Genomic DNA, 24,512 nt, shown 5'->3' on the forward strand with positions numbered 1-24,512 from the left:
TTTGAGTAAAAATGAAAAGACGAAAGCTATCATTTGCAGATCACTTTCGTCTAAAAAAATCGTACTTTTTATTTTTCCGTTACAGTGTTTAATTCCTCTAATAACTCTTCTACATAGTGCTGTACGCTTTGTGCTGCGATACTACCGTCGCCAGTTGCTGTAACAATTTGGCGAAGCATTTTTTCACGAATATCGCCAGCTGCGAAGATACCAGGTACTTTCGTTTCCATGCGCTCATTTGTTTCAATATAACCATTTTCATTTGTAATACCTAATGCAGCAAATGGTTTTGATAATGGTAACATACCGATATAAACGAAGACACCGTCCGCTTTAAATTCTGTTTCTTCACCAGTGTTCACATCTACAATTGTAACACTACCTACTTTACCGTTTTCCTCGTTAATTTGTTTTACAGTGTGATTCCAAATGAAGTCTATTTTCTCATTTTGGAAAGCGCGGTCTTGCAGGATTTTCTGTGCCCGAAGAGCATCGCGACGATGAATGATTGTTACTTTTGAAGCGAAGCGTGTTAAATATACACCCTCTTCAACCGCTGAGTCTCCACCACCGATAACAACAAGTTCTTTCTCTTTAAAGAATGCACCATCACATACTGCGCAGTAAGATACACCGCGTCCCCCAAGTTCTTTTTCACCTGGAACACCAAGTTTTTTATACTCTGCCCCACTTGCAATGATAATGGCACGTGCTTTGTACTCTTTTTTACCTGCTATAATTGTTTTATATTCTTTTCCATCGATGACTTCTTTTACGTCACCATATGCGTATTCCGCACCAAATTTCTTTGCGTGCTCAAACATTTTATTGGATAAATCCGGCCCTAAAATGGATTCATAACCTGGATAGTTCTCTACCTCTTCTGTATTTGCCATTTGTCCGCCTGGAATACCACGTTCTAACATAAGTGTACTTAAATTCGCACGAGATGTATAAACTGCAGCTGTCATCCCAGCTGGTCCAGCACCAATAATAATGACATCATAAATTTTTTCTTCTGACACACTATTCACTCCTATTCATACCTACAACTTACCCTCATTATACTGTTAGCATTTGCTTTTTCCTAGTGATATGCCTATGCATGTGTACGTCTTACTGCTTGCACATATTTTCTTAGCGTAGCCACAGATACATTATATATATTTCCTAGTTCGGCCTGTGTCATTTTATTTTTTTTCTCACCGCGCACAATATATTCAATTGCCGCTGACCATCCAAATATATTTGTAAAAGCCGTATCGGAAGTATATAAACGTATGAAAGTGCAGAACCAAAAATGTAAGCACTCTTCAATTAATTCATCTTCTTTATTTGTATAGTTATATAAGATATCCGCAATTCGAATACATTGTTCAAATGGCTTTAGTTCAGACGGAATACTCTTATGACTGCCAAGTAAGAAGAAGTATTTTGCAATTTCCGACACAATAGGAACACCGTTCTTCGCCTGTACAATATCAAAGAAAAAGCCAATTTTTTCAGGCGTTTTCAATTCATTCATTAAATATAGAGCTAACATTTGCTCTTCTAATGTTGCACTTTCTTGAAATGTTTTGCGCAATTCTTCGAATAAAACTTTTTGCCCTTCATCAGCTAAATTCAAGGCATTCCAAGGTTCTTTTCCTTTTTTATCAGGGTGTAACTCTACAACTGACTGCCACATCTTCTCTGCTGTATGATAGTCTTTTACCATATAAGAAGCGTATGCAAACCAATAATAAAAGCTAACATCACCATCATATCCTTGACGCTTCAATAACTTTAACCATTTATAAGCATGAGCAAAATAACCGATAGTTGCAAACGTCGTCCCTAATTTTAATCGATGTTCAAATGAAATTGGATATACAGATTTCATTTGCTCCGCTAGCGCTTCTACTTGCTTATGTTCTCCAATTGAGTATAGAAAAATAAGCGTGTTACAAAGAGCATGCATATTGCCGGGATTTTTCTCTAAAATCATTTCTGTTAACTTCAGCGCCTGATCTACGTTCCCCGACTGAAAATGAGCAATTGCTAAATTATTATAACCGGACCAAAATTCCGGATAATCCTTCGTCACAATTTCTAAAGTAGCAATCGCTTCTTCTAATTGACCATTACGAATATAACGATTTGCTTCTTCCTGCATCACAATCAGTTCATCTTCATCTTCCATCTCTTCAGCATCCAATGATTCCTCTTCCATAATTTCAAGTAATTCCAACGTATCTTCTACAAATTCCTTTTCAGTTGCAATTTCTAAATATTTCTCCGCATATTTTTTTGCCTGTTGAAATAAGCCAAGATAGGCATAATTATTCGCGATAAAATAATAGCACTGTTCAATCTCAGAATGAGAACGAATCAATTTCAGAAGAATTTGATTCGACTCTTGGTATTCACCAACCTCAGATAGCACAGTTGCTAATTGGCATAAAATAAACGGCTCTTTCTTATTTTGTGCCGCTCTACGAAAATATTTAATCGCTTCTTCTAATTTATGCCCTTGATACGCTTTCATCCCTTTTTTATAAAAGAAGTCTGCTAATTGATGAAAAGAGATAACTTGTCCGTTCTCCTTATATATTCTTTGATTTTTCCCCATAAATCCTCCAGTTTTTGTTTTCTACGCTCACGCATTATTCTATCTTTAAGTATAAACGATTCTAAAAAAAACAAAACAGTATATTATAATCAATTATTTCCTTTTTATTCATCAAAAGAGAAAGAAAATGTTACATTTTCAATCTTGATCTTCTTTCGGATAAATAATACGCATCGGATTCCCACCTACAAACGCGCCGCTTGGAACATCGCGGTGAACGAGCGTACCTGCAGAAACAATAGCACCATCCCCAATTGTAACGCCTGGTAATATTGTTGAATTTGCCCCAATCATTACTTCATCTCCAATGATTACTTCCCCAAGTCGATATTCAGTAATTAAATATTCATGAGCTAAAATTGTCGTATTATAACCAATGATTGAATTTGCTCCAACTGTAATCTTTTCTGGAAACATAATATCCGGCATTACCATAAGCGCAAATGCGGTTTGCTTTCCTACTTCCATTCGCAAAAACGTGCGATATAACCAATTTTTTATCGTTAAAAACGGTGTATAACGCGCAATTTGAATCACAATAAAGTTTTTCATGACCTTCCAAAATGATACAGTTTTATATACATTCCATAATGAATTTGCTCCTGAAACAGGGTAGCGCGTTGTCCGTCGCACTTTCACACACTCCCTCTCTCCACTATTCAGACAAAATTGATAATAAATCACTCATTTTATCTAGTACATAGTCTGGTTTATAGGATTCTAAATATGCTCTCCCTTTAATCGTCCACCCTACCGCTGCCGTTTTTGTGCCAGCATTCTGTCCACCTACAATATCATGATGATTATCGCCAACCATTAATGTTTCTTCTGGTTTTGCATCTAATAATTGAAGAGCTTTTTGAATTGGCTCAGGATGTGGTTTCACATGTTCTACATCGTCAATTGTGACTACTACATCAAAAAATTCATGTAGCTTGGACCAATTCAATCCCATCTCCACTGTTTGTCTTGCTTTTGTTGTGACAATCCCAATTTTATATCCCTTTTCTTTTAATGTTTGAACTGTCTCATAAACAGTTTCATATTCTTCTACTAGTTCATCATGATGATCGTGATTAAATTGGCGATAGCGTGTAATCATTTCCTCTACTTTACTTTCATCAATAGAATGAAATGTTTCATGTAAAGATGGCCCAATAAACGGTAAGACATCTTCACGCTTATACTGATTTGGATAATATGTATTCAAAGTATGTAAAAAAGAAGAAATAATAAGTTCGTTTGTATTAATTAATGTTCCATCTAAATCAAATAGCACTGTATTTATCTTCATCTTTCTCATTTTCCTTTCTATTTCAGCTGGCTCAATACGAAAGAAGCAGCACCCTCTATAAGATGCTACTTTCCTCTACTTTTCTAAATATCTTTTATCAGCTTGCCCCGTTTTACGTCTTACAATTATAAAAATAATTGAAATAACAATCAGCCCAATAGACATCACTTGCGCAATACGAAGTGGCCCTAACATTAAACTATCTGTACGCAATTCTTCTACAAAGAAACGGCCAATTGAATACCAAATTAAATATGTAAAAAACAATTCACCGCGGCGCAAGTTTGCTTTTCGCAATAACAATAATAAAATAACCCCAGCAAAACTCCATAATGATTCATATAAGAACGTTGGATGATAATAGACACCATCAATATACATTTGATTCACAATAAAGTCCGGTAAATGCAAACCTTCTAAAAACTGTCTTGTTACTTCACCACCATGAGCTTCTTGGTTCATAAAATTGCCCCAACGACCAATCGCTTGTCCAAGAAGGATACTTGGTGCCGCAATATCCGCTAACTTCCAAAACGAAATCCTTTTTACTTTTGCATAGATAATTCCCGTCATGACAGCTCCAATTAAACCACCATGAATGGCCAATCCACCTTGCCGAGTATTAATAATTTGAATCGGATTTTGCATATAGTATTCCCATTCAAACGCAACATAGTATGCCCTTGCACAAATAATCGCAATTGGCACTGCGAATAAAACAAGATCGACAAATGTATCCTTCGGAATACCTAATCGTTCTCCTTCACGAGTAGCCAACCAAAGCCCGAGTAGAACGCCAGTCCCGATAATAATTCCATACCAATAGACTGGAAATGGTCCAAGATGAATGGCTACACGGTCTAACTGCGGTACAGACCCTAAAAGCATATGTATGACCTCCTTTTGTGCCTACTCCTGATTCCCTAATTCAATCGCACTCATTAACCGTTCTGAAAATTGCTGAGCTGCATTAACTCCCATACGTTTTAATCTGAAGTTCATCGCCGCTACCTCGATAATGACCGCTAAGTTTCGGCCTGGGCGAACTGGAAGTGTAATCTTCGTAAGTTCTGTATCGATAATCTTCATTTTTTCTTCATCAAGACCTAGGCGATCGTAGTTTTTATTTTGATCCCAAATCTCAAGATTAATAACAAGCGTAATACGCTTATAATTTCGGACAGCACCTGCACCAAATAACGTCATAACGTTAATGATACCTAAACCACGAATTTCTAATAAATGTTCTATTAAATCTGGAGAGCTTCCTACTAATGTATCTTCATCTTCTTGACGGATTTCTACACTATCGTCAGCTACTAGACGATGACCACGCTTGACAAGTTCAAGAGCCGTTTCGCTTTTCCCAACGCCACTTTGACCTATAATTAAAACTCCAACACCGTAAACGTCTACTAATACACCGTGAACAGCTGTTGTTGGTGCCAACTTTCCTTCTAAGTAGTTCGTTAAACGACTTGATAATCTCGTTGTCGTTTGGGAAGAACGTAACAATGGCACACCTGATTCACGTGATGCTTGTAATAATTCCTTAGGTACATCTTGATTACGCGTAACGATAATACAAGGTGTTTCCTCTGTACAAAGCGCCTTCATTCTTTCTTGTTTTTGATCATTTGTTAACGTATCAAAGAAAGTAAGCTCTGTTTTTCCAAGAAGCTGAACACGATCTGCTGGATAATAAGTAAAAAAGCCTGCCATTTCAATTCCAGGTCGCGATAAATCACTTGTATCAATCGGACGATGAATTCCTTCTTCACCACTTACGAGTTCCAATTGAAATTGTTCAATTAAATCCTTTGTCCTTACTTTAGGCATACATAAACCTCCACTCCGCTGCGGGCTCATTCTCATTTGATGTACAATTCCATTCTAACGGATATTGTACCACTTTTTTCTGAAAACAAGAAATACGGTTTCTAGCAAATAGAAAAAAAACATTTCATAGCACTGATGAAATGTTTTTCTATTTGTCACTTTTCTATTTCTTTTCAGATAACGGCTCCACAATCACTTTATCAATTAACATATTAAGAATAGAAATACAAATGGCTGCAATAATGGCCACGCCAAATCCTGATATGTTAAAAGCATCGCCTAATAACGAATCTGTTATTTTCAAAGTAATGGCATTGATGATAATAAGGAAAAAACCAAATGTGAGTACCGTAATTGGTAATGTAATCAAAATTAAAAATGGTTTTACAACTACATTTAAAATCGCCAAAATAATACTTGCAATAATGGCTGTTTGAATGTTTTCTATGTAAAATGCGTCTGGTGCGATTCCTTTTAAAAGTCCGGATACAACAATTAATACTACGCTATTTACAAGAAGTGATAGAATCCATCTCATTTTCTTACACATCCTTTTATTATATATATATTTAATCATACGCTAATAGACTATAAACGCCAAGTGCGAATCCCAAAAAGAAAACTTCTATAACAACTTATTCTATCCTTCTCTCTTGTATCCCCACCTCTCTTCTCACCAATGATTACGAGTAAAATATGGGTCATGCCATCTTGCTTCATGAGTTTTCACATACGTCCACGTAAAATCATCATCTACAACATATATATCTCCTTTGAACAAATCATCTGTTTCTCGTAACAGATCATGAGCATGTAGTGCATTTGCATCTTTTATTATGAGTACATCATTGCAATGTTGATAGAAAATATAACAACTATTTTTCCTTTCACCATGAAATGCTTGCTCTGCTTGTTCTCCTTCTAAATACCGCTTCTTCTTATAACTAAACATATACCATAAGTAGCCACATGCATCATGATTACTATATAGCCCTATCTCTTCTTTTTCTTCTTCACTTAAATGACTCGCAAAGTGACTTGCCCATCGCTTTCTGAAGTACGGGCCCCACTTCAAAATTTCTCTTCCCTTTATTTTTTTATGTTTCAATCTATCTATAAATTCCATCCTATAATCCTCAAAAACAAAGTAAAGAGCTAGCCAATCGGCTTAGCTCCCTACCTCCACTTCTTTTATTTTCTCTTTCATACGAGCTGTATCACGCTCTAAAACCTCTTTTAAATACTTGCCTGTATACGAACACTCTTCTTTTACGACTTGTTCTGGCGTTCCCGAAGCAACGATTTGTCCACCTTTATCTCCACCCTCTGGACCAAGGTCAACAATGTAATCTGCTGTCTTAATCACATCTAGGTTATGTTCAATCACAAGTACCGTTTCTCCGTTTTCAACAAGGCGCTGCAACACTTCAAGAAGGCGCGCAATATCATGCACATGTAAGCCCGTTGTCGGTTCATCTAAAATATATAATGTACGTCCCGTAGAACGACGATGCAATTCAGATGCTAGTTTTACACGCTGCGCTTCACCGCCTGATAACGTCGTAGCTGGCTGTCCGAGCTTCATATATCCGAGCCCAACATCTACAAGTGTCTGTAATTTCCGTTTAATTTTCGGGATATTCGCAAAGAATTCCACTCCGTCTTCAATAGTCATCTCTAATACTTCTGAAATGTTCTTATCTTTGTATTTTACCTCTAACGTTTCGCGGTTATAGCGTTTGCCATGGCACACTTCACACGGAACATATACATCTGGCAAGAAGTGCATTTCAATTTTGATAATCCCATCACCGCGGCAAGCTTCACAGCGTCCTCCTTTTACGTTAAAGCTAAAGCGCCCTTTTTGATAGCCGCGTACTTTCGCCTCATTCGTTTGTGCAAACACATCCCGAATATCATCAAACACACCTGTATATGTTGCCGGATTGGAACGAGGTGTCCGTCCGATTGGCGATTGATCAATATCAATTACTTTATCTAAATGTTCAAGACCTTTAATTTGTTTATGAGCCCCTGGTTTACTTTTTGCTTTATATAGTTTCTGTGCTAAAGACTTATACAATACTTCATTAACCATCGTACTTTTACCTGAACCAGATACACCAGTTACTGCAACAAAAGTGCCGAGTGGGAATGACATTCTTGCATTCTTTAAATTATTTTCTTTCGCACCAATAATCTCAATTTTACGTCCGTCACCTTTTCTTCTTTCAAGCGGAACAGGAATGAATTTTTCCCCACTTAAATATTGACCAGTTAATGAATTCTCGTCATTCATTACTTCTTCTGGCGAACCAGCTGATACAACTTGTCCCCCATGAATGCCCGCGCCAGGACCAATATCAATCAAATAGTCCGCCGCCATCATTGTATCTTCATCATGCTCCACAACAATAAGCGTATTTCCTAAATCACGCATGTCTTGCAATGTATGAATAAGGCGGTCATTATCACGCTGATGTAAACCAATGGACGGTTCATCTAGAATATAAAGGACACCAGTAAGACGAGAGCCGATTTGTGTAGCGAGACGAATGCGCTGCGCTTCACCACCTGACAGCGTCCCTGCCGCACGACTTAACGTTAAATAATCAAGCCCGACATTATTTAAGAAAGTGAGCCGCTCTTTAATTTCACGTAAAATCTGGTAAGCAATTTTCGCTTGTTTTTCTGTCAGTTCAATCTTTGAAAAGAAGCCATATGCTTCTTGCACAGAGTACTTCGTTACATCAGCAATTGTTTTTCCGGCTATGAATACAGCTAAACTTTCCGGTTTTAAACGGCCGCCTTTACATTTTGGACACGCTTGCTCCGCCATATATTTTTCCATTTGTTCCCGAATATAATCAGAACTCGTTTCCCGAAAGCGACGTTCAATATTTGGAATGACTCCTTCAAATACAATTTCACTTTCTTTCACTTGCCCAAAGTCATTGACATAACGGAAATGAACCTTCTCTTCTCCACTTCCATACAGCACTTTATCAAACAACTCTTTTGGAATATCCTTTACTGGCATGTCCATATCGATACCGTAATGCTTGCATACAGATTGTAATAATTGCGGATAATATTGTGAGCTTGTCGGTTCCCACGGAGCAATGGCATGCTCATTTAAAGATAAATCCCAATTTGGAATTACAAGCTCTAAATCTACTTCTAATCTTGAACCAAGTCCATCGCAAGTTGGACATGCACCAAATGGACTATTAAATGAGAACATGCGCGGCTCTAACTCACCAATTGAGAAACCGCAATGCGGACATGCATGATGTTCACTAAACAACAGTTCTTCTTCGCCAATTACATCGATTAACACACGTCCCCCGCCTAGTTTCAGTGCACTTTCAAGCGAATCAGCAAGACGACTTGCAATTCCATCTTTTACAACGATACGATCGATAACAACTTCAATGGAATGTTTCTTATTTTTATCTAGTGTAATTTCATCAGATACATCTAGCATTTCTCCATCCACCCGAACACGTACATACCCTTGTTTCTTAATATCTTCTAACACTTTCACATGAGCGCCTTTACGCCCAGATACAATCGGCGCTAATACTTGTAATTTTGTACGCTCTGGATATTCAAGAACACGGTCGACCATTTGCTCTACTGTTTGGGAAGTAATTTCAATCCCATGCTTTGGGCAGATTGGTGTCCCAATACGAGCAAATAATAAGCGTAAGTAATCATAAATTTCCGTTACTGTTCCAACTGTTGAACGCGGGTTACGGCTCGTTGTTTTCTGATCGATTGAAATCGCTGGAGATAAGCCTTCAATCGTATCGACATCAGGCTTATCCATTTGTCCTAAAAACTGACGCGCATACGCAGATAATGATTCCACATATCTACGTTGCCCTTCCGCATAAATCGTATCGAATGCCAATGATGATTTCCCTGAACCAGATAGTCCCGTCACAACAACAAGTTGATTTCTCGGAATGGTTACATCAATATTTTTTAAGTTATGTGCTCTCGCACCTTTTACAACGATATGGTCTTTGCTCACTCTCTTCACCCTTCCGCTTTTAGTTCTAGTATTAAATCTCTTAGCTCAGCCGCACGCTCGAAATCTAAAGCTTTTGCTGCTTCCTTCATTTCTGCTTCCATCTTCGCAATCGTTTTTTCTCGTTCTTTCTTTGTCATTTTCTTCATTGCCGTTGCTTCATATACTTCTGTTTCTTCCGCCGCTACTGTCGCACGAATCACATCGCGCACTTCTTTTTGAATTGTTTTTGGTGTGATGCCATGCTCTTTATTGTAAGCCTCTTGTTTTTCACGACGACGTTTCGTTTCATCAATGGCGATTTGCATCGATTTTGTTATATGATCTGCATACATAATAACGTGACCGTTCTCATTACGCGCAGCACGGCCAATCGTTTGAATGAGTGATCGCTCTGAGCGCAAAAATCCTTCTTTATCCGCATCTAAAATCGCAACAAGTGATACTTCTGGAATATCAAGACCTTCTCGCAATAAGTTAATTCCAACAAGTACGTCGAACTTGCCAAGACGAAGATCACGAATGATTTCAATTCGCTCAAGCGTTTTAATTTCAGAATGAAGATAATTTACCTTAATCCCAACATCCTTTAAGTAATCTGTTAAATCCTCTGACATTTTCTTCGTTAATGTCGTAATTAAAACGCGCTCATTTTTCGCAATTCGCTCTTGTATTTCTCCTAATAAGTCATCAATCTGTCCTTCAATTGGTCTTACTTCAATTTTCGGATCTAAGAGCCCGGTTGGACGAATAATTTGCTCTACAACTTCTGGTGCATGCTCTAACTCATATGGACCTGGCGTTGCCGAAACATATATAATTTGATTTGCTTTCTCTTCAAACTCTTCAAACTTAAGCGGTCTATTATCTAAAGCTGAAGGTAAGCGGAACCCATGGTCAACAAGCACTTGCTTACGCGCCTGGTCGCCATTATACATCGCTCTTACTTGCGGAACCGTTACATGAGATTCATCCATTACGATTAGAAAGTCCTTAGGAAAATAATCTAATAATGTATATGGCGTTGAACCAGCAGGACGGAGTGTTAAATGACGAGAGTAGTTTTCAATCCCTGAGCAAAATCCCATCTCACGCATCATTTCTAAATCATAACGCGTCCGCTGCTCGATGCGCTGCGCTTCTAATAGTTTCCCTTGCTCATTTAATTCTTTTAAACGTTCTTCTAATTCTTTTTCAATATTTTCAATCGCGACTTTCATCTTCTCTTCACGTGTAACGAAGTGAGATGCTGGAAAGATCGCTACATGTTCACGTTCTGCCAATACTTCACCTGTTAATGCATCCACTTCTCGAATGCGATCAATTTCATCTCCAAAAAACTCGATTCTGATGCAATGTTCATCAAGAGATGCTGGGAAAATCTCTACGACATCGCCGCGAACGCGAAACGTTCCGCGCTGAAAATCAATATCATTGCGTCCATACTGTACATCAACGAGCTCGCGCAGCAACTGGTTGCGATCTTTCTCCATGCCAACGCGCAGTGAAACGACAAGCTCACGATACTCTTCTGGAGAACCTAAACCATAAATGCAAGATACACTTGCGACAATAATGACATCATCACGCTCAAATAAAGCCGACGTTGCCGAGTGGCGCAGCTTATCAATTTCATCATTAATTTGTGCATCTTTTTCAATAAACGTATCGGTTTGTGGTACATATGCTTCCGGTTGATAATAATCATAATAACTAACGAAATACTCAACTGCATTGTTTGGAAAGAAATCTTTTAGCTCGCTATACAGTTGTCCTGCTAACGTTTTATTATGAGCCATAACAAGTGTCGGCTTTTTCACTTCTTTAATTACATTCGAAATTGTAAATGTTTTACCCGTTCCTGTCGCTCCAAGCAACACTTGATGTCTCTTACCGTTTTGAATTCCCTTGACAAGCTGCTCGATTGCTTTCGGCTGATCACCCTGCGGGGAGTATTCTGAGACAATTTCAAATTCACGTTCCACCAAATCCGACCTCCTCTAAAAAATCTGTATTCCCATTTTACCACGAATGCCCATAAAAAAACCAAGAAAACGAACAAATATTCGGTAAAGTTTTCGACAATATATAATGAAAAATGAAAAAAGCTGCTTTCATTATTAAGAAAGCAACTTTCTTTTCCCCTTCTCTTTCTTCGGAAAAATCACATATGAAAAAGTAATAACCGTATCAATAAAAAAAACAACTCCCCACACTTGGCTGAAACGACTTGCCGATTTATTTAAAACAATCCCGTCGTCCAACCAATTCTTCCATTCTTCCAATGGGACAAGCCCATACACAAAGAAAAAGATAATATGAACCGTAATAAATAAAATAAAATGCAACACCCACTGCCCTAGTTCTTGTTTTGTATAAGCCCATCCAGTCAATTCTGATGGCTCTTCAATATAAGGCACCGGCTCATTTCGCCATTTTGCAATACGTTTTTGTACCCATATATCTAATTTTCGCAAATCCTTTTTTCCATATAAAAGCGCATAGATTAGTATGATCATGGTGATGAGTTGAAAGTTTGAAAACTTACCTGTTTGATAGTAGTCAAGAACGCCTAGCGCGAGTATAAATAATTCGTTTAAAAGTAATACAATCCCTGCGATAAAACTTGCTTTTCGAAGCCGAAACCCATACCGCAAAATAAAAAATCCAACCGCTGATATCCAAAATACAATTTCCGCACCAATTAAAAAGTACCACCTATATTCTGTCAGTATACTCATTTTCCTCGCTCCCTTTCATCGTATATACGAAAAGCTTCATCCATATATGCGAAAAACTCCTCCTCCATTGGATACATGTTCATGTTTTGCGAGCCCTCTTTTGATTTCCGCACTTCCCATAATTTATCTAAAAAGGCTTCATCTCCATCCGCCATCGCCAAACATTTCACCATTAATTGATTCGTAGCTTCCTGCACATCATCATGGGACGGCTTCTTCCCTTCTTCCATATATCCACGTAACTGTTTCAATAATTTTATCCATTCCTGAACACTTTCATTGTCTTCACTCATATTTGGTAATTTCTCCAGAAGCTTTTTTTCTTCCTCTGAAAATACCTGTTGTTGAAATCTTTCACGTATACGCGGGGACTGCTTTGAAAGTTGAATAAGTTCAAACATGACGTTCCAATTTACTTCCCCTTCTAACTCCGTAGAATATATGACAGCTTGTAGCATTTTCTCCATTCGTTCAAATTTCTGTTGCTCCCCTTGAACAAATTTCAGCTGCCTTTCTAGCGACTCCTTTAAGCTATATAGATCTGTTACTAACATATTCATAATCTCTTTTAACGAGAAACCCATTTCCTTTAAAAATAAAATTTGCTGCAACCGAATAACATCCACTTCACTATATAACCGATGACCTCCATCTGTTTTGCCACTTGGCTTTAATAAACCGATTTGATCGTAATAACGAAGTGTTCTCACCGTAACTCTGGTCTCCTTGGTCAGTTCCTGAATCGAAATCATCCTCATCCCCCTTTCATTTTCATTGTAAAAGATGACGTAACGTAACTTTCAAGGACTTTTGTAAAAAAATAACATAGGTTAAGCGAGATGGTAAATGGGGTGGGCGATGGCTGGTACATAAAATTCAACATTTCAGTAGTACTTTTAGCGGTAAATGAAATTATATCGGCGCTTGAACCACTTTTATCGGCGCAAAATGAATTATATCGGCGTTTCGACAAAGAATATCGACGAGTCGACAAATCACGACAAGAAAACAGCACCTCCCACCTATCAAAAAGCTGGTTACATGTCTCATGCAACCAGCTTTTTTATGATACGCCCACACAGCAAATAATAAGATAATTCAACAGCAACAATGATAATGCAAACATAGCTACCACTCATATTCATCAACCCGTCTTTTCATTATGTATGTCCTCTTTTACTCGTCTAACTTTCTAAACTTCCATTTCGGCCAGTAATTCACTAAAAAATATATAAACTGCCCAATCACCAAAAGAACAAACGGCATACCAGCACTTCCAGAAACGATTAAATTGTATAGTCCCCATACCGCTAAACTTAGCGCATAAAATAGTCCTAAATATTTAAATGCTTTATCCGATTGATGTCTCTCATATTCATCTTGCATTCTCATTTTGTTTCACTCCCTTACTTTAACGTAAATATCTCTTCCACCTTCATCCCAAAATATCTCGCAATCTTCAGCGATAGCTCTAGACTTGGGTTATAATGATGATTTTCAACCGCTACAATCGTTTGCCTAGTCACTTGCAGTGCCCTTGCCATTTCTACTTGCGTAATATGATTTTCTTTTCTTAATTCTTTAATTCGATTTTTTACACCCATCGGCTCCACCTTTAAAAGTAAAGATATCTTTACATAGATTATAAATATTTTCTAAAAATAAATAAAGGGAATTTTTTCAAAACATAAAAAAGGGGCATATAACTTATGCCGCCCCTTTCTCTATATCACATAAACCAAAATATACCCAAGAATAGAAAGGCAAACGGAGCCAATCATCCCTGCTATAAATGCTTTGCTTCCTAATTTACGGAACGCTTGAAATTCTACATTTAATCCAAGCCCTGCCATCGCCATTGCAATTAGCATATAGGCAATAACGACAATGTAACTCGCCACAAGCTCTGAAACCACTCCAAGTGAATGCACCGCGCTCATCGCTAAAAATCCAAAAATGAACCATGGAATTGGAAGATCACGCCACGACCTTTTTGGCTTTCCGCTCTCGCTCTTTCCGAAACATAGGCCAATTAAAATGGCTACCGGTACAAGCATAGCAACGCGCGTTAGTTTTACAATCACTGCAATATCAACAGATGTACTTCCTCCTGGCGCGGCCGCAGCGATGACGTGTGCAATTTCATGTAGCGTCGCTCCAGAAAAGACACCATAACCGTATGGGGAGAAAGGAATCACTGGATATAATAAAGTATACACGAGTGTAAATATTGTGCCTAAAATTGCAATGATTGCCGCGCCAACTGCTATTTCATCGTCCTTCGCTTTCACTTGCGGTGCAATAGCCACGACTGCTGCCGCGCCACAAATCGCCGTACCGCACGCCGTTAAGATTCCTATTTTCTTATCTACTTGGAATATCCTCGTTAACCCATATACCACAAAGATCGTAAAGGTAATAATAATTACAGCTATCACTAACACCTTTGGCCCCGCCTTCGCAATATCAATTAAATTTAAACGCATCCCGAGCAAAATAATGCCGAAGCGAAGCAACTTCTTACTCGCAAACTTCGTACCTGCAATCGCTTCGGAAGGCAGACCCATTTTCGCTCTCCAAATCATCCCAATTAAAATAGCAATCACTAATTGCCCCATAATATTGAAAAGCGGAAAATTGGCTAAATATTTCGCAGCAATCGCAATAAATAGCGTAATCCCAATTCCTTTCGAAAAACCAAAACGCTTTCTCTTTTGTATAACAACTGTTTCTTCCACTTCGTACCACTCCAATAATCATATTGGAACATGCATGTTCTATCTATTTCCATTATAGAAAAACTTTAATAATAAGTTTAATACCAATATATAATCCCAATCATAAAAAAAACTTATGATAAAATAAAAAGAGTTTCATAATAAAAAATATAAAGGGAGGCATATCATGAATGTCGACATTTTAAAAATATTCGTTACGGTCGTAGAACAACAGCATTTTTCTCATGCTGCGGACCTGCTCAACCTTTCTCAACCAGGGGTTAGCATGCATATTCGTAATTTAGAAAATGAATTTGGCACGATACTGATTCACCGTTCTCCAAAACATGTCCAAGTCACAGAAGCTGGCAATATTTTATATACCTATGCAAAGCAGATACTCTCTCTTTATGACGAAGCAAAGCAGGAAATTAACGACCTACATAACGTTGTAACAGGGACACTCCGCATTGGTGCTAGTTTTACAATTGGCGAATACTTACTCCCTAAAATATTAGCACCCTATGCTAAGGAAAATCCTTACGTCGAAGTGCATACGTTCATTTCCAATACAGAAGAAGTGCTGCAAAGCCTTCGCTCGAATCAAATTGATATTGGTTTAGTAGAAGGACAAGTTGTATATGCCGACATAGACGTAGAACCCTTTATGCAAGATGAAATGAAGCTCATCGTTCCACCAAATCATCCATTGCTTTATATAAATGAAATAAATGAGCAGACATTACAAGATCAAGTTTGGATTTTACGAGAAAGTGGATCTGGAACACGGGCTTATAGTGAGCGCTTTATTCATCAGCATCATTTAAAGATGAAACGATTCTTTACATTTAGTAGTATTCAAAGTGTGAAAGAAGCGGTTAGTGCAGGCCTAGGCATTGCAATCCTTTCTAACTGGACAATTCGAAAAGAATTAGAAGCAAAAGAATTTTTCCATATTGCCCTCCCCAATGAGAAGCTTATTCGTCCCTTCTCGATTGTTCGCGGTAAATATTTTACTCCTTCCAAAGCTATTCAAGTCTTTCTAGACCATGTACAGTCTTTTACAAACAAACTAGTATAAGTGAACGATCATTACGATATCTACGAAGAAAAAGGAATGCTGCCTTCAAAACGCCTCTCCAATGGATATCGTAATTTTGATGAGAACGCTATCGAGAAGGTAGAGCTTATCCAAAGATTGGTTTACATTTAGACGAAACGGCACAAATGCTGTGCTGCCTAGAAATTGAGCCAAATCTTTATGAAATGCAGTAGTATTCTGACACTTTATGAAGAGAAACTGATTGAAGTAACAAGGCAAATTTCCTTATTCTCTACCATTCAAACAAATCTAAAAAGGTACGTTTCACTCCTAAAACAAGCAAAAGAAAAGGAGTGATTCTATGTTCGTTATACACGGAAGTCCCCGACCAAATAGAAATACAGAAACTCTTACACATGTGATAATAGATGGTATTTAGGTAACACAAATTTATCCCGCTATTTTAGAGCAGTCCGATTGGTGAGGGCTCATAATCAGTGGGGGATGAAGCCCCCACTGATTAAAGTTTCACTTTATTTACGTAATTACAATATCCAACCCGTTACAGATCAACGTCATGATACGAAAGGATTTCAATCAGTCAATGATGACTATCGAAGCCTCGTTGAACAAATGCTCGCACATCATACCATTATCTTCGCTACACCGCTATACTGGTATGGCATGAGCAGACATATGAAAAACTTTATTGAACGTTGGTCTCAAAGTTTTCAAGATGCCGCTCTTCCTTTCAAAGAAAAAATGAAATCGAAACAAATGTATGTTGTCATTGTTGGAGGGGATCATCCAACATGAAAAGCATTTCCACTTATTGCTCAATTCCAATACATTTTCGATTTCGTCAGTTCATCATTTACGGGCTATATAATCGGAGAGGCTCATGCACCAGGAGACATTTCTAATGATAAAGGCACAATTGTATAATCAACTATTGAAACAAAACGAACAAATGCGGAAGCTCTGCATCAGCTTCCCTATATTTCAGCAAGATATTTCATATTTCCCAAGAAATAGAGGTGGTTCAACATATTAGCTGGTTTCTTATCACTATTTCGTTTGCCTATAAAAAAAGACCTTCTATTTCGAAGGTCTTTCGCTTTATACAGCTTCTGTATCCCACTGATGATCTTGTTCTACAAATATAATCCCTAATTCATGATGTCCATCTGCATACAATGCCGTTTGCGCAAGACGAAGCTCACCTTTTGTATCAAGTACTTCCAATTTACAAAACGCTCCTGTTGTCTTCGTTTGCAAAGCAGCGTAAAATTCCTCGGCTGTTTTTGGAATCACACCATTTACTTTTGTAATCATCTCTCCTGGCTTTAACTGTAGTTCTGCACCAACAGTATTTGGAATCGTATCTAATACTACTAGTCCAGCTTCACGCGTTGCAAAATAGGCGGGGCGTGTCTCATCGGTAATTCGCTCCTGCATCGCAATTGTAAAGCGTCCAAGCATTGCAGCTCCCATCGCTACAATGGCTAATACATGCCACCAATAACTTGCAATGCCTAAAACCAGCACAATTGCAGCCAATCCAAATACACGTCTTCCTGTAAATAGCAGCGCTTCTCTCGGCTCGTAACTTCTAATTTTCCTCATAAAACCGATTAAAAATGGAACAAGAAATAAAGAGTATGTTTGTGAACCTACTGAAACAATAGGCCACCATGAAAATAGTTGTGTTACAGCGTCACCTGGAACAAGAATAAAGATTGGAACGAGCCATATACGCTTCGATTCATGTAATCCAACCTTTAAACCGCGCTTACTTCTTTTTAACATCGGTGTAGAATATCGGACTGCATTCTTCGAAATTAACCTTCCCTCGATAACGAGCATAATTCCAAGTAAAATCGCAAGTGATACAATAGTATCTTCTTCTCCTGAACCTATTTTCAGCAGAGAGATTGGTATATTCGTAGATAATAAAACAACTGCAATAGCTGCTCCAAATGTGTAGGCTGCCGATAAATATCGATACCAAGCCGTTAATCCAAATATGAGTGTCCAAATCAAAATCATCCATATACTTGCCTCTGATACAACAAGTCCAAGCCCAATTGTTATAATCGATGCAAACAACCCATATCCAATTCCAGCAAATAAAGATGTTCGCAGTTCAAACCAAAGATCATATACTTTAAAAGAAAAATCTTTTCGTTCTCTTAATATACGTAAATAGCCAACAAAAATACTACTTATTACAAATATATAGACAGCAGGATGCGAAAAAAAGCGTCCAACTGCTCGTATAATTTCAAAAGCCCACGCCTCCACGAATTCATTCACCACCATTTATATCATTCTTTCTTTTTATATTAACACAACTAAACAAGCGTTTGTTTAACACGCATAAAAAAACACAGGCATCACATTTTGCCTGTGTTTTTTCTTATTTCGCCATTAATTTTAATGCTGCTTGTAGCTGCAAGTCATTTTCACCAGAGCGAATCTTTTCAATAATTTTATTTTGAATGGCTTCAGCTGTTTTTTTATCAAGCTTTCCCGTTGCTTCTAACTGATTTGCATTTTGGAACGCTTTAACAGCTGATTCTGTTTCTTTGCTGAAATATCCATCTTCACGACCTGGCACATATCCGAGACTTTTCAACATTTGTTGCGCATGTTTTACTTGTACATCATTTGAATTATAAGAAAGTGTCTTTTCAATTTGAATCGGTGTTGCATGATAATAATCTGGTTGCTTCACCTCTACGGTTGGGGCAATCCCTTTTTTATGAATCCAATTGCCATTCGGTGTTAACCATTTAAACATCGTTAATTTAATATTACTACCATCTTTAAATGGAACAGCTTGTTGCACAGTTCCTTTGCCAAATGTCTTTTCACCAACTAAATTATATCCTTCCCCTTCTTTTAACGCACCAGCTAAAATTTCCGAAGCAGAAGCACTTCCACTATCAATTAATACCGAGATTGGATACGGTTTTCTCTCTTTTAATGAAGTATAGAATTTCTTTTTCTCACCATTGCGTTGTTCTACTTGCAACATTGGCTTTTTATCGGTCATGATTAATCCTAAAATATCTTCAACACTCTTTAAATAGCCACCTGGATTACCACGTACATCGATTATCAATCCTGTAATTTCTTTCTTTTCAAGCTCTTTTAATTGATCTTTAAATTCCTCCGCTGTTTTTTCAGAGAACGAAGTAATTTGCATATACCCAATGTTTTTGTCCATTTCCTTCTTCACGGAACTAAATACAGTAAAAATCGGAATCTTATCACGCTTAATTTCAAATTTGATTGGATCAGTGACTCCTGCACGCTTAATTTCAATTGCAACCGTCGTTCCTTTTTTACCGCGAATCTTTAACACAGCCTCTTCACGCGATAAACCTTTTACACTCTTTCCATCTACTGACAAAATTTCATCATTCGGTTTCATACCTGCTTTCTCTGCCGGTGACCCTTTAATTGGAGAAACAATGATTAATTTGTCATCTGTTTTGTTCACTTCTGCTCCAATTCCTTCTAGTTCGGGATCAAGAGCTTCGTTAAACTGTTTTGCCGTCTTTTGGTCCATATACGTGGAATAAGGATCTTTCAGAGTAGATAACATTCCTTGTATCGCGCCCTCCACAAGCTTGTCATCTTTCACGTCTTCCACATAACTCGACTGAATCAATGCATACGCTTCACTCATTTTTGCTAAGTTCTCTTGTGTAGTGCCAGCACGATCGTTTGTTATTGTTCGTGCAACATATGATGGGTTAATACCAAACAGATACATACCCGCAAACATTCCACCAGCACCGATTAAAAATGTAACAATCATTCCAATAATCGCAACTCTACGTTTCAATGCGGAATTCCCCTTTCCAAAACACACAGGTGGTGTAGCAAAAGGCATCACACATTGTGTGATGCCTTTTATCTATTTCTACTATATGATAAGCTTGTACGAATTATGTTTGCAACTTTTTATACTTTTAAGAAGCGACGAATTGACATGACACTTCCCCACATACCGATTAAGGCACCAATTAACACTAACAAGCCTGCTAATTGGAATACGAATGGGTTATATGGTAATAGTTCAAAAATTGTTCCGCCTAGTTTCTCATTAAACATACCTTGTAAAGAGTTGTAAGAAGATAAAATGACGATAATTGGGATAATGGAACCCAAAATACCTAAGAATAAACCTTCTAACAAGAACGGCCAACGAATAAACCAGTTTGTAGCACCTACAAGTTTCATAATTTCAATTTCCGTGCTTCTTGCATAAATTGTAATTTTAATTGTGTTAGAGATTAAGAACATAGCTGTGAATAAAAGACCAGCAATTAACACGATTCCGATGTTACGGCCTGTTTTTACAGTATCAAATAATTTTTCAACTTGTCCTTTTCCGTACTGAACATTACTTACAAACTGCATTTTTTCAATCTTCTTCGCGATTGTCGCTGTATCTGTTGGTTCTTTTGCTTTTACAACGAATACATTTTTAAGTGGATTATCTTGTTCAAATAACTCAAACGTTTTTCCACTATCACCTAAGCTTTTAATTAAACGTTTTAACTCTTCTTCTTTAGAAGAATACTTAATAGAGTCGACTTTTGCAATCTTACTTATATCATCTTCTAATTTCTTTTGATCAGCTTCTTTTGCTGCTGGATCAATGTGTACACGAATTTCTACATCTTGCTCTACTTTCGTTGCAAAATGGTTCATATTCATAATCGCTGTTAAAAAGACACCTACAAGTAATAATGTAACTGTTACTGCACTTACAGAAGCAAACGTCATCCATCCGTTACGGGATAGATTTTTTACACCTTCTCGTAAATGTCGACTAAGGGTTTTAGCCTTCATATCCGTATCCTCCCTCAATCTCATCTCGAACAATTTTTCCGTCTTCAATCGCAATTACGCGATGGCGAATTGTATTTACGATATCTGCATTATGCGTTGCCATGATAATTGTTGTACCACGCTCATTAATGCGTTTAAAAATATTCATAATATCAAGCGCTGTATCAATATCCAAGTTACCTGTTGGTTCGTCGGCAATTACAACCTTTGGTCTATTTACAATCGCTCTTGCAATTGCCACACGTTGCTGCTCTCCACCAGAAAGCTCACTTGGAAGTGCACTTGCGCGATCTTCAAGGCCTACAAGAGTTAATACTTCTTTTACTCGCTCACGGATTGCCTCAGGTTCTTCTTCAATTACTTCTAAGGCAAACGCAACATTCTCATATACCGTTAATTTAGGTAATAATTTAAAGTCTTGGAAGATAATACCTAATTGGCGGCGAAAGTATGGAACATCTCTTTCTGCTAAATTTTCAATTACAAGACCATTTACATTAATAGATCCTGTTGATGGTTTTTCTTCACGATACATCATTTTAATAAATGTTGATTTCCCCGCTCCACTCGGTCCAACTACATATACGAATTCACCCTGCTTAATGGTAACCGTAATCCCAGAAATGGCTTTCATACCATTCGGATACTCCTTATAAACATTCGTCATTTTTATCATTATTTATCACCCAATACTTAATGATTTTTTTCGAAACACTCTTTTTATCTATTTAAAACTTAGAGTAATAGCTCTTACTCCACAATTCTTATGACATCAAAACCTATACAAAATAACAGTGATAAAGCTTTATTCCTTATCACTATCATTACCTTATGTATGTCTTTCATCAAAATTCTACAAATTACATTGTAACATCAATCGGTTTCCAATTCAGATACAATTTTGTTACAGTTATGTTACAGGAGCGAAGAATTGCACTACCTTCAAATGCATAACAAAAAACCCGAGCAAACTCTCGTTTCATACATAAAAAAATAATCTGATGAAAGTTTAAGTCTGCTCGGTTTCTCAATTGTCTCCTCAGTAACTCATTTCTTATTTATGCTCTGCCAACCATTCCGCTACTTTTTTTGCATCTTCACCTTGAATCAATCCCGGTGACATTGATCCGCGGCCCTTTTTAATAATATCTTCAATATCAGCGGCATCATATTTATCGCCTACTTTTCTTAAATCAGGTCCAGTTGCTCCAGATAAATCCTTCGCATGACAACCTGCACAACTCTTTTGGAAAATTTGTTCTGCAGTATCAGTGCTTGCAGATTGATTAGAAGATTTCTCTTCCTCCTTCTTTCCGCATGCCCCTAGGGCAAAAACCAATGATGTTCCTAAGACAACAGCCAACAGTTTTTTTTTCAACTCTATCGCTCCCATTATTCATATTTATTTATCTTTCATATGCACTTATGCACTCATCTGTCATTATAATCATAATCCAAATGAAGAAAAACGAATCTACATAGAATAATTTTAACAATTCCTATAGATATAGCGCTTCTGCCAATTGTTTCAATTCTGTGAACATCTCTACAACTTTATAAAGAAGTTTTTTCAAACAAAAAGCAATCCAAAATCTTGGATGCATTTTCTTCATTTGTATCCTAATTCTTATATTTTCTGCTTTTTACAAAACAATATGTAACCTTGTATGCTAAAAGCAACTCCAGCAAAAAAGAAGTTGCTACTCAACTTCTCCTCCTTTTTCCTACCTATACAGACACAGCCTCTTGTTATCCTCTATTTTCTCTCCGATGTGGGGTATCCAAAAAGACAGTGAAACTTGAGTTTTTGGAGCCCTTTTTTAATTCTCTATCAAAAAACATACATAAGCATCACGCAGTACCTCATGCTAATATTAAAAAATAATCCACCGTTTACATGCCGCATCTTCTAATCAACAATTGAAAGGCTCACATAAGAAAAAACAGTGCAAGAGCACATTTTTCCGTGCGAAATCGGAGTTTTGTATGCTAGCCACTACTGCACTTCATTTTCCTCCACTATAAAAAATAGTAGTTCAGACCATAGTGTGGTGATCTGCGCTACTATTTTTAGTATGCTTTTTAGGAAATACGAGAACGTAAATATGCATCAATAAATGGGTCGATTTCTCCATCCATAACCGCTTGTACGTTACCAACCTCTGTATTTGTACGATGATCTTTAACAAGAGAATATGGGTGAAATACGTAAGAACGAATTTGGCTACCCCAGCCAATTTCCTTTTGTTCCCCACGGATTTCATCTAATTCCGCTTGTTGCTCTTCTAATTTCTTTTGGTACAATTTTGCTTTTAACATTTTCATCGCATGCTCACGGTTTTTAATTTGTGAACGTTCCGATTGACAAGTTACAATCGTATTTGTCGGTATATGTGTAATACGAACTGCTGAATCTGTCGTATTAACGTGCTGTCCACCAGCACCACTTGCACGGTACGTATCCACCTTTAAATCTTCTGTACGTACTTCAATTTCAACTTCATCATTAAATTCAGGTACAACTTCACAAGATACAAATGATGTATGGCGACGACCTGAAGAATCAAATGGTGAAATACGAACAAGACGATGTACACCTTTTTCAGCTTTTAAATAACCGTATGCATTATGACCTTTAATTAACAGCGTCACACTCTTAATACCAGCTTCATCACCTGGTAAGTAATCTACTGTTTCCACTTTAAATCCGCGCTTTTCAGCCCATCTTGTATACATGCGCAATAACATCGATCCCCAGTCTTGTGACTCTGTTCCACCTGCACCTGGGTGCAATTCTAAAATGGCATTATTTTTATCATAAGGATCACTTAATAACAATTGCAATTCGTATTCATTCATTTCTTGTATTAAAGATTTCACTTCAGATTCCAATTCCTCATGTAAATCTTTATCGTACTCTTCTTTTAACAGTTCATGTGTTACTTCTAAATTTTCAAATGTTTCATCTAGCTGACGGAACTTCCCAACCATATCTTTTAATGCATTTGCTTCATTAATAACAGTTTGAGCACCTTGTTGGTCATCCCAAAAGCCAGCTTCCATCATCGTTTCTTCTAATTCTGCAATGCGCTTTTCTTTTGCAGGAAGGTCAAAGAGACCCCCTAAAAGCCGCTAATCTCTTAGCCATTTTCTCTAATTCCTGTCTAATTTCAACTAATTCCATTTCCTTCACCTCTATGCAATTACTGTTACGCTTGATAAAAAAACAAGGGAAACTCTCCCCGCCTTTTCCAGAGAGAGTTTCGCTCTTTTTATTATATGGATATTTCTAAAAACTTTCCATTTTCTTCGCAGAAATGCTTGCTTCAGGATACAAGTTGCTTTTCTTTAATTCAGCTCTGG

22 protein-coding genes and 2 pseudogenes are annotated in these 24,512 nt (G+C 37.5%); 3 read left to right on the plus strand and 21 right to left on the minus strand.

What is annotated here, in order from left to right; translation table 11 throughout:
• Positions 1–68 precede the first annotated feature (68 nt).
• The 15 genes from trxB to BCER98_RS18760 all read right to left on the minus strand — a co-directional run bounded on the left by trxB (position 69) and on the right by BCER98_RS18760 (position 15,259).
• Positions 69–1,025 (minus strand): thioredoxin-disulfide reductase, encoded by a 957-nt coding sequence (gene trxB, locus BCER98_RS18690; RefSeq protein WP_012096155.1) that lies wholly within the window; start codon positions 1,023–1,025, stop codon positions 69–71.
• 74 nt (positions 1,026–1,099) lie between these two features.
• Entirely contained in the window at positions 1,100–2,611 is a 1,512-nt protein-coding gene (locus BCER98_RS18695) for a tetratricopeptide repeat protein (RefSeq protein WP_012096156.1), read from the minus strand.
• A 138-nt stretch (positions 2,612–2,749) separates the two neighbouring features.
• Entirely contained in the window at positions 2,750–3,244 is a 495-nt protein-coding gene (locus BCER98_RS18700; protein WP_041810607.1) for an acyltransferase, read from the minus strand.
• Positions 3,245–3,266: 22 nt separating this feature from the next.
• Positions 3,267–3,905 carry a pyrophosphatase PpaX gene (gene ppaX / locus BCER98_RS18705; protein ID WP_012096158.1) on the minus strand — a complete coding sequence of 213 codons (639 nt, stop codon included), beginning with the start codon at positions 3,903–3,905 and terminating at the stop codon, positions 3,267–3,269.
• 75 nt (positions 3,906–3,980) lie between these two features.
• Positions 3,981–4,793: a prolipoprotein diacylglyceryl transferase gene (gene lgt, locus BCER98_RS18710; RefSeq protein ID WP_012096159.1), complete on the minus strand. Its 813-nt coding sequence runs from the start codon at positions 4,791–4,793 to the stop codon at positions 3,981–3,983.
• A gap of 21 nt (positions 4,794–4,814) precedes the next feature.
• Entirely contained in the window at positions 4,815–5,744 is a 930-nt protein-coding gene (gene hprK, locus BCER98_RS18715) for an HPr(Ser) kinase/phosphatase (RefSeq protein ID WP_012096160.1), read from the minus strand.
• 163 nt (positions 5,745–5,907) lie between these two features.
• Positions 5,908–6,282, minus strand: a complete 375-nt coding sequence (locus BCER98_RS18720) for a phage holin family protein (RefSeq protein ID WP_012096161.1) — start codon at positions 6,280–6,282, stop codon at positions 5,908–5,910.
• Between the two features lie 135 nt (positions 6,283–6,417).
• Positions 6,418–6,870 carry a DUF4275 family protein gene (locus tag BCER98_RS18725; RefSeq protein ID WP_012096162.1) on the minus strand — a complete coding sequence of 151 codons (453 nt, stop codon included), beginning with the start codon at positions 6,868–6,870 and terminating at the stop codon, positions 6,418–6,420.
• A 42-nt stretch (positions 6,871–6,912) separates the two neighbouring features.
• Positions 6,913–9,783, minus strand: a complete 2,871-nt coding sequence (gene uvrA, locus BCER98_RS18730) for an excinuclease ABC subunit UvrA (protein ID WP_012096163.1) — start codon at positions 9,781–9,783, stop codon at positions 6,913–6,915.
• A gap of 5 nt (positions 9,784–9,788) precedes the next feature.
• Complete coding sequence (gene uvrB, locus BCER98_RS18735; protein ID WP_012096164.1) at positions 9,789–11,765, minus strand: excinuclease ABC subunit UvrB; 1,977 nt, start codon at positions 11,763–11,765, stop codon at positions 9,789–9,791.
• 135 nt (positions 11,766–11,900) lie between these two features.
• Positions 11,901–12,521, minus strand: a complete 621-nt coding sequence (locus BCER98_RS18740) for a hypothetical protein (RefSeq protein ID WP_012096165.1) — start codon at positions 12,519–12,521, stop codon at positions 11,901–11,903.
• On the minus strand, positions 12,518–13,279 hold the full coding sequence (locus BCER98_RS18745; RefSeq protein WP_041810121.1) for a MerR family transcriptional regulator: 762 nt from the start codon (positions 13,277–13,279) through the stop codon (positions 12,518–12,520). Before BCER98_RS18745 ends, BCER98_RS18740 begins: the two co-directional genes overlap by 4 nt.
• A 418-nt stretch (positions 13,280–13,697) precedes the next feature.
• Positions 13,698–13,907 (minus strand): hypothetical protein, encoded by a 210-nt coding sequence (locus BCER98_RS18750; RefSeq protein WP_041810609.1) that lies wholly within the window; start codon positions 13,905–13,907, stop codon positions 13,698–13,700.
• A gap of 20 nt (positions 13,908–13,927) precedes the next feature.
• Positions 13,928–14,125 carry a helix-turn-helix transcriptional regulator gene (locus BCER98_RS18755; RefSeq protein WP_012096168.1) on the minus strand — a complete coding sequence of 66 codons (198 nt, stop codon included), beginning with the start codon at positions 14,123–14,125 and terminating at the stop codon, positions 13,928–13,930.
• Positions 14,126–14,245: 120 nt separating this feature from the next.
• The gene (locus tag BCER98_RS18760; RefSeq protein ID WP_012096169.1) at positions 14,246–15,259 is read right to left on the minus strand and encodes a YeiH family protein; all 1,014 of its coding nucleotides are present in this window, start codon (positions 15,257–15,259) and stop codon (positions 14,246–14,248) included.
• Positions 15,260–15,425: 166 nt separating this feature from the next.
• Here BCER98_RS18760 and BCER98_RS18765 point away from each other — a divergent pair, with 166 nt between their 5' ends.
• The 3 genes and pseudogenes from BCER98_RS18765 to BCER98_RS18770 all read left to right on the plus strand — a co-directional run.
• Entirely contained in the window at positions 15,426–16,319 is an 894-nt protein-coding gene (locus tag BCER98_RS18765; protein WP_012096170.1) for a LysR family transcriptional regulator, read from the plus strand.
• Positions 16,247–16,637: pseudogene (locus BCER98_RS21480) on the plus strand (MerR family transcriptional regulator). Before BCER98_RS18765 ends, BCER98_RS21480 begins: the two are co-directional and overlap by 73 nt.
• Before the next feature lie 4 nt (positions 16,638–16,641).
• A pseudogene (locus tag BCER98_RS18770) lies at positions 16,642–17,250 on the plus strand (flavodoxin family protein); the annotation flags it as partial.
• 149 nt (positions 17,251–17,399) lie between these two features.
• On the opposite strand, the gene BCER98_RS18775 reads toward BCER98_RS18770, so the two are convergent.
• From BCER98_RS18775 to prfB, 6 genes are all read right to left on the minus strand, one after another.
• Positions 17,400–18,602 carry a PDZ domain-containing protein gene (locus tag BCER98_RS18775; RefSeq protein WP_041810123.1) on the minus strand — a complete coding sequence of 401 codons (1,203 nt, stop codon included), beginning with the start codon at positions 18,600–18,602 and terminating at the stop codon, positions 17,400–17,402.
• Positions 18,603–18,699: 97 nt separating this feature from the next.
• Entirely contained in the window at positions 18,700–20,136 is a 1,437-nt protein-coding gene (locus BCER98_RS18780) for a S41 family peptidase (RefSeq protein ID WP_012096172.1), read from the minus strand.
• 119 nt (positions 20,137–20,255) lie between these two features.
• On the minus strand, positions 20,256–21,149 hold the full coding sequence (ftsX, locus tag BCER98_RS18785) for a permease-like cell division protein FtsX (protein ID WP_012096173.1): 894 nt from the start codon (positions 21,147–21,149) through the stop codon (positions 20,256–20,258).
• A complete protein-coding gene (gene ftsE, locus BCER98_RS18790) occupies positions 21,139–21,825 on the minus strand; it encodes a cell division ATP-binding protein FtsE (protein ID WP_012096174.1) in 687 nt (228 codons plus the stop codon). Before ftsE ends, ftsX begins: the two co-directional genes overlap by 11 nt.
• A 378-nt stretch (positions 21,826–22,203) precedes the next feature.
• Positions 22,204–22,527 carry a cytochrome c551 gene (gene cccB, locus BCER98_RS18795; protein ID WP_041810127.1) on the minus strand — a complete coding sequence of 108 codons (324 nt, stop codon included), beginning with the start codon at positions 22,525–22,527 and terminating at the stop codon, positions 22,204–22,206.
• Between the two features lie 704 nt (positions 22,528–23,231).
• Positions 23,232–24,333 (minus strand): peptide chain release factor 2 gene (gene prfB / locus BCER98_RS18800; protein WP_109090158.1). Its coding sequence is split into 2 segments (ribosomal slippage): positions 23,232–24,260 and positions 24,262–24,333, totalling 1,101 coding nucleotides; the frame shifts between segments, so codons are not numbered across the junction.
• Between the last annotated feature and the right edge of the window lie 179 nt (positions 24,334–24,512).

Source organism: Bacillus cytotoxicus NVH 391-98 (assembly GCF_000017425.1).
Lineage (GTDB): Bacteria > Bacillota > Bacilli > Bacillales > Bacillaceae_G > Bacillus_A > Bacillus_A cytotoxicus.

Excerpts from the sequence above, each read along its gene's own strand:
- ppaX (WP_012096158.1), bottom strand. The coding sequence starts at position 3,905 with ATGAAGATAAATACAGTGCTATTTGATTTAGATGGAACATTAATTAAT.
- BCER98_RS18765 (WP_012096170.1), top strand. The coding sequence starts at position 15,426 with ATGAATGTCGACATTTTAAAAATATTCGTTACGGTCGTAGAACAACAG.
- hprK (WP_012096160.1), bottom strand. The coding sequence starts at position 5,744 with ATGCCTAAAGTAAGGACAAAGGATTTAATTGAACAATTTCAATTGGAA.
- BCER98_RS18725 (WP_012096162.1), bottom strand. The coding sequence starts at position 6,870 with ATGGAATTTATAGATAGATTGAAACATAAAAAAATAAAGGGAAGAGAA.
- BCER98_RS18745 (WP_041810121.1), bottom strand. The coding sequence starts at position 13,279 with ATGAGGATGATTTCGATTCAGGAACTGACCAAGGAGACCAGAGTTACG.
- BCER98_RS18695 (WP_012096156.1), bottom strand. The coding sequence starts at position 2,611 with ATGGGGAAAAATCAAAGAATATATAAGGAGAACGGACAAGTTATCTCT.
- ftsX (WP_012096173.1), bottom strand. The coding sequence starts at position 21,149 with ATGAAGGCTAAAACCCTTAGTCGACATTTACGAGAAGGTGTAAAAAAT.
- BCER98_RS18755 (WP_012096168.1), bottom strand. The coding sequence starts at position 14,125 with ATGGGTGTAAAAAATCGAATTAAAGAATTAAGAAAAGAAAATCATATT.
- ftsE (WP_012096174.1), bottom strand. The coding sequence starts at position 21,825 with ATGATAAAAATGACGAATGTTTATAAGGAGTATCCGAATGGTATGAAA.
- lgt (WP_012096159.1), bottom strand. The coding sequence starts at position 4,793 with ATGCTTTTAGGGTCTGTACCGCAGTTAGACCGTGTAGCCATTCATCTT.
- BCER98_RS18740 (WP_012096165.1), bottom strand. The coding sequence starts at position 12,521 with ATGAGTATACTGACAGAATATAGGTGGTACTTTTTAATTGGTGCGGAA.
- BCER98_RS18775 (WP_041810123.1), bottom strand. The coding sequence starts at position 18,602 with ATGGTGGTGAATGAATTCGTGGAGGCGTGGGCTTTTGAAATTATACGA.
- BCER98_RS18720 (WP_012096161.1), bottom strand. The coding sequence starts at position 6,282 with ATGAGATGGATTCTATCACTTCTTGTAAATAGCGTAGTATTAATTGTT.
- BCER98_RS18750 (WP_041810609.1), bottom strand. The coding sequence starts at position 13,907 with ATGCAAGATGAATATGAGAGACATCAATCGGATAAAGCATTTAAATAT.